The organism is Streptomyces sp. HB132 (assembly GCF_016909575.1).
GTDB lineage: Bacteria > Actinomycetota > Actinomycetes > Streptomycetales > Streptomycetaceae > Streptomyces.
Window position 1 is genome coordinate 1 of the sequence record NZ_JAFBGA010000037.1, and the last position, 6,556, is coordinate 6,556.

General features: G+C 70.1%; 2 protein-coding genes. Both read right to left on the minus strand.

Translation table 11 applies throughout. From position 1 onward, the window contains the following. The coding region (locus JOC24_RS32915) for a beta-ketoacyl synthase N-terminal-like domain-containing protein (RefSeq protein ID WP_205024099.1) at window positions 1-1,106 on the minus strand (1,106 nt) is incomplete at its 3' end. Between the two features lie 60 nt (window positions 1,107-1,166). Continuing rightward, the coding region (locus JOC24_RS32920) for a type I polyketide synthase (protein WP_374104554.1) at window positions 1,167-6,556 on the minus strand (5,390 nt) is incomplete at its 5' end.

Genomic DNA, 6,556 nt, shown 5'->3' on the forward strand with positions numbered 1-6,556 from the left:
CCACCCTCGGACCGACCCTGACCATAGGTGGCCAACAAAGCATCCGCCTCAATCGGATCACCCAGAGTCGTCCCCGTGCCATGCGCCTCCACCACGTCGATCTGTACGGGGGAGAGATCGGCGTCGGCCAGGGCCTGGCGGATGACTCGCTGCTGCGCGGGACCGTTCGGCGCGGTCAGCCCGTTCGACGCACCGTCCTGATTCACCGCCGAACCCCGAACCACGGCCAACACCTGATGCCCGTTACGCACCGCATCGGACAACCGCTCCACCAACAGCATCCCGACGCCCTCGGAGAGTCCGGTGCCGTCGGCGCTGCCTGCGAAGGACCGGCAGCGGCCGTCGCGGGACAGCCCCTGCTGTCGGCTGAACTCGACGAACACCTCGGGGGTGGCCATGACCATCACGCCACCGGCGATGGCGAGGGAGCTCTCGTGCCGCTGAAGTGAGTTCACTGCCAGATGCAGGGCCACCAGCGACGACGAGCACGCTGTGTCCACCGTGATCGCCGGGCCCTCGAGTCCCATGGTGTAGGCGATCCGACCGGAGATCACGCTGTCCGCGCGACCGGTGAGCAGGTAGCCCTTGACCTCGTCGGGTGCGGCGTTCGAGTCACCGCCGTAGCCGTGGAAGCTGGATCCCACGAAGACACCCGTGTGGCTTCCGCGGACCGATGACGGATCGATGCCGGCGCGCTCGAAGAGCTCCCAGGACGTCTCCAGCAGCAGCCGCTGCTGCGGATCCATCGCCAACGCCTCACGGGGCGAGATACCGAAGAACCCGGCGTCGAAGTCCGCGGCGTCGTAGAGGAAGCCACCCCTGTTCACGTACGAGGTGCCGGCCCGCTCCTCCCCGTCCGCGTCGAACAGACCACTCAGGTCCCAGCCGCGGTCGGACGGCACCTCGGAGATCGCGTCCACCCCGCCGGACACCAGTTGCCACAGGTCCTCGGGCGATGACACACCGCCGGGGTACCGGCAGCTCATCCCGACGATCGCCACCGGCTCGTCGGCTGCCGACTCCGCGGCCCGCAGACGGGCGCGTGTCTCCTTCAGCTCGGCGGTGACACGCTTGAGATAGCCGAAGAGCTTGTCGTCGTTCGCCATGAGTTCTCACCTGGTCCGTTCGTGTCGTACTGCGGTCGGAGGAGACGTGCCGGGGCCGGGTCAGGCCTCTCCCAGTTCCTCGTCGATGAGCGCGAACACCTCGTCGTGGGAGGCTCCGTCCAGGTCCAGCTCCCGTGCGGGTGCCTGCATCACGACCGACACCGGGCTCACCCTGCGCAGCAACTTCTCCAGCCGTTCCGCCACTTCACTCCGTGTGGGGTCGTCGTCGGGCAAGCCGGCCAATGCGTTGTCCAGCCGGTCCAGGTCGGACATGAGCGGGTTGGTTTCGGCCGCGTCCCCGCACAGTTCGCCGCGCAGGTACCCGACCAGACCGCTGACGGTCGGGTAGTCGAAGACGAGTCCGGCCGGCAGCTTGCGTCCCGCGACACCGCCGAGCCGGTTGCGCAGTTGCACGGCGGTGACCGAGTCCAGACCGAGCTCCCAGAACGGACGCTTGACGGGTACCGCGTCGGGTCCGTCGTGTCCGAGCACCACGGCGGCGTGGGTGCGGACCGTGTCGCGCAGCAGCCGCTCCTGCTCCGGGCGGCTCAGGCCCGCGAGCCGTTCGGCCAGGGTCGGGCCGGCGGCAACTGTCCCGGGTCGGCCGTCGGTGACCGCACGCTGCTGGAGGTGTCGGATCTCGTCCAGGCCGTGCAGCAGCGGACTGGGCCGGGCGGCGGTGTACGCGAGGTAGAAGCGGTCCCAGTCGATGTCGGCCAGGACCACGACGGTGTCGTCCGCGTCGAGCGCCTTGCGCAGTGCCAGCGTCGCGAGTTGCGGGGACATGGCCGGCACGCCGTGCCTGCGGCGCAGTTCGACCACGGCTTCCTTCTCCGCCATGCCTCCCTGGGCCCAGGCGCCCCAGGCGATGGAGGTGGCAGTCTGCTTGCGTGCCCGGCGGTGCCACGCGAGGGCGTCGAGGAACGCGTTTCCGGGAGCGTAGTTCCCCTGCCCCGCGGCACCGAACGTGCCTGCGGTGGAGGAGAACAGGACGAAGGCCGAAAGGTCGAGATGCTCGGTCAACTCGTGCAGGTTCCACGCGGCGCCGGCTTTGGCGCGCAGCGTCGCATCCGCGCGGGGCACCGTGAGCGTGTCCAGTCGTCCGTCGTCCAGTACTGCGGCGGTGTGGAAGACCGCGGTCAGCGGAAACTCGTCCGGTACGTCGGCCAGCGCGGCCGCAAGGGCCTCCCTGTCTCCGGCGTCGCAGGCGATGATGCTGACCCGCGCGCCTGCCTCGATCAGGTCGGCCCGTAGCTCTTCGGCACCTTCCGCCTCGGGCCCCCGACGGCTCAGCAGCATCAGGTGCTCCGCGCCTCGCGCGGCCAGCCAACGTGCGACATGGCCTCCTATGGCGCCGGTGCCACCGGTGATCAGTGCGGTGCCGGTGGCGGTCCACTCGTCGGTGCCGCCGGTGGGGGCAGGCGTGCGCGCCAGCCTTCGGGCGAGCAGACCGGTGGCGCGGACAGCGATCTGGTCCTCGCCGGACTCTCCGGCGAGCAGTCCGCACAGCCGGGTCATCGCATGTTCGTCGGGATCCGCCGGAACGTCGATGAGCCCGCCCCAGCGGTCAGGAAGCTCTTGGGCCGCCACCCGCCCCAGCCCCCACACCAGCGCCTGTGCCGGAACGACCGGGGCGTCATGAGCTCCTGTCGTGACCGCGCCGGTGGTCACGCACCACAGTCGGGCGTCGGCACCCGCCACGTCGAGGGCCTGTATCAGCGCCAGGTTGTCGGCGTAGCCCCGCGGTACCACCGAGGAGGTCGGATGCGGACGTTCGTCCCAGGCGGTCAGCGACAGGACCCCACTCACATCGGAGTGCGCGCCGAGCACCGACCGGAGGTGGTCCGCAAGATCCGCGGTGCGCTCGGAGGGTTCTTCCACGGACGCCTGGGAGGGGAGGACGATCGGGACGGCGCTCGCACCTCGACGTTCGATGCCTTCCGCCAGGGCAAATACCCGCCGGTCCTCCTCGAAGCCGTCGGGGACGACCAGCAGCCAGGTGCCGGTGAGCGGCGCGGAGCCGGCGTCCGGTACCGGCGTCCACTCGATCCCGTAGCGCCACGAGTCCACGGTGTCCTGCTCGCTCCGCTGCCTGCGCCACGCGGACAGCACGGGCAGCAGGGCGGTCAGCGAGGACTGGATGTCCGCCTCGCCTCCCGCGTCCGCTACGGCGAGGGTGGAAGCGAGGCCTTCGAAGTCCTCACGTTCCACCGCAGCCCAGAACTGGTCGTCCACGGTTCCGCCGCCCCGTGGCGAGGGGTCGTCGGACGGTGCGGGCGCGTCCAGCCAGTAGCGCTGCCGGTGGAAGGCGTACGTCGGCAGTTCCACCGGTCGGCCGCCCTCGAATGTGGTCGGCCAGTCCACGGCGACCCCGGTCACGAACAGCTCTGCCAGCGCGGTCAACAGCCTGTCCCGGTCGCCCCTGTCACGTCGCAGAGTGCCGGTGGCCACGATCCCGGTCTCGTGGTCCTTCAGCGTCTCCTCGATGCCGTTGATCAGCACCGGGTGCGGGCTGACTTCGACGAACACCTCATGGCCGGATGCCAGCAGAGTGCGCGTGACCTGCTCGAACCGCACAGTCTCGCGCAGATTTCGATACCAGTACTCAGCATTCGCGTCCTCGGCATCGAGGAGTTCCCCGGTCACGGCCGAGTACATCGGGAGGTCTCCCGGCCGCGGCACGATCGGCCCGGCCAGCTCCATCAGCGGTTCGCGCAGGCGCTCGACCTGCGGGGTGTGCGAGGCGTAGTCCACCGGAATACGCCGCGCGCGCACCCCGTCGCGTTCGCAGTCTGCCATCAGCTCGTCCAACGCCTCGGGCTCACCCGCGACGACGGTGGAGTTCGGCCCGTTCACCGTGGCGACACAGATCCGCTCGCCCCACGGCTCGAGCAGGTCCACGACCTGCGTCATCGGCAGTGGGAGCGACACCATGCCGCCCTGCCCCGCCAGCTCCCGCCCTATCAGCCGACTGCGCAGGGCGACGATCCGTGCGGCATCGGCGAGGGAGAGCACTCCCGACACGCACGCTGCGGCCAATTCCCCCTGTGAGTGACCGACCACGGCGTCCGGATGGACCCCGTGGGACCGCCACACCTGGGCGAGCGACACCATCACCGCCCACAGCACCGGCTGGACCACGTCGACGCGGTCCAGCGACGGCGCGTCGGGGTGTTCCCGCAGCACATCGAGCAGGGACCAGTCGGTGTGCGGGCGGAGCGCCGCGGCGCACCGGTCGATGTGCTCGGCGAAGACCGGGGAGGTGTCGAGCAGGACGGCGGCCATGCCGGCCCATTGCGAGCCCTGTCCGGGAAAGACGAATACGGTCTTGGTCCGGGGCGCGGAGATGCCCTCGACCAGGCCGGTGACGGGTTCACCGTGTTCCACGGCCGACAGCTGGCGCAGGAAGTCCTCACGGGTACGCCCGACCATCACGACACGATGCCCGAACGTGGTCCGGGTGGTCACCAGGGAGCGGGCGATGTCGGCGGGGGCGAATGCCGGGTCCGCCGCCACCCACCGGTGCAGGCTGCGGGCCTGTTCGCGCAGGCTCTCGGGACTCCTTGCCGACAGTACCCACGGCACGGGCAGCCCGGCGGGGGCGTCGGGTACGTCGTCGGCGGACTGTTCCTGCAACTGCTCGACGATCACGTGGGCGTTGGTGCCGCTGATCCCGAACGACGAAACGGCACCGCGGCGCGGCCGGCCCGTCTTCGGCCAGGGCACACTGTCGGCGGCGAGTCGCACCGCCCCCGCGCTCCACTCGACGTGCGAGGTGGGCCGCTCGACGTGCAGCGTGCGCGGCACGACGCCGTGCCGCATGGCCATCACCATCTTGATGACCCCTGCGACGCCTGCCGCGGCCTGGGTATGACCGATGTTCGACTTCACCGACCCCAACAGGAAAGGCTGGTCCTCCGGGCGGTCTTGCCCGTAGGTGGCCATCAGGGCCTGCGCTTCGATCGGGTCGCCCAGGGCGGTGCCCGTGCCGTGCGCCTCCACCACATCCACCTCGGACGAGGCCATACCTGCGTTGGCCAGCGCTTGGCGGATCACCCGCTCCTGAGCGGGGCCACTGGGAGCGGTCAGACCGTTCGATGCCCCGTCCTGGTTGAGCGCCGAGCCACGCAGCACCGCGAGCACCGGGTGTCCGTGACGGCGGGCGTCGGAAAGCCGCTCCACCACCAGCATTCCCACGCCCTCGGCGAAGCCCATGCCGTCCGCTCCCGCACCGAACGCCTTGCAGCGGCCGTCAGGCGCCAGGCCTCCGACCTGGCTGAACTCGACCATCGGTCGCGGTGTGGCCATCGCGGTCACGCCGCCGGCGACGGCCAGGGTGCACTCGCCCTGGCGAAGTGCCTGGGCTGCCAGGTGCAGGGCCACCAGGGACGACGAGCAGGCCGTGTCCACGGTGATCGCAGGTCCCTCCAGACCCAGCGCATAAGCCACCCGACCCGACGCGACACTGTTGGCGCTGCCGTTGCCCAGATATCCCTCGAATCCACTGAGCAGGTTCGGGAACCGCGCGGCGTAGTCGTTGTAGATCAGCCCTGCGAAGACGCCGGTGGGGGTTCCGTGGAGGGTGGTGGGGTCGATGCCCGCGCGTTCGAGGGCTTCCCAGGTTGTTTCGAGCAGGAGCCGTTGCTGGGGGTCCATCGCGAGCGCTTCACGTGGTGAGATCCCGAAGAACTCCGGATCGAAGTCCGCGACGTCGTGGAGGAATCCACCGACCCGTTCGTAAACGGTGTCCGGGGAGTCCGCAGCGCCCAGATCACCGACATCCCAGCCACGGTCGGTCGGGTAGGGCGTCATGGCGTCGCGTTCTTCGGCCAGGAGCTGCCACAGGTCCTCGGGGGAGCGGACGCCGCCGGGGAACCGGCAGCTCATCCCGACGATCGCGATCAGGTCGTCATCGGTCCCCGCGGTCCCGGCCTGCGCCGTCGGAACCGCCGGCTGCCGTGCTGGGTCATTGTTCAGGCCCAGCAGTGATTCCAGTTCGATGGCCAGCGCGGCGGGGGTCGGGTGATCGAAGACCGCCGTGACGGGGAGTTTCAGCCCTGTCGCTGTTCCGAGCCGGTTGCGGAGTTCGACCGCGGTCAGGGAATCGAAGCCCAGACTCTTGAACGCCCGGTCCGAGTCCACCGCGTCCGCGTCACCGTGCCCGAGAACGACCGCGGCCTGCGCCCGCACCAGCTCCGTCAGCGCCCGGCCCCGATCCGCCACCGACAGCATGGCAAGACGCCCGGCCAACCCGCCACCACCCGCAAGACCCGTGTTACTGGCCACCCGCCTGGCCCTCGTACGCACCAACGCCCGCAACAACGGCGGGACAACGTCCTGTCCACGCAGCCCGGCCATGTCCAGCCGCACCGGCACCACATGAGCCCGCGGAGACGCGATCGCCGCATCGAACAACGCCAGCCCCTGCTCGGCCGAGAGCGCCTTCACAC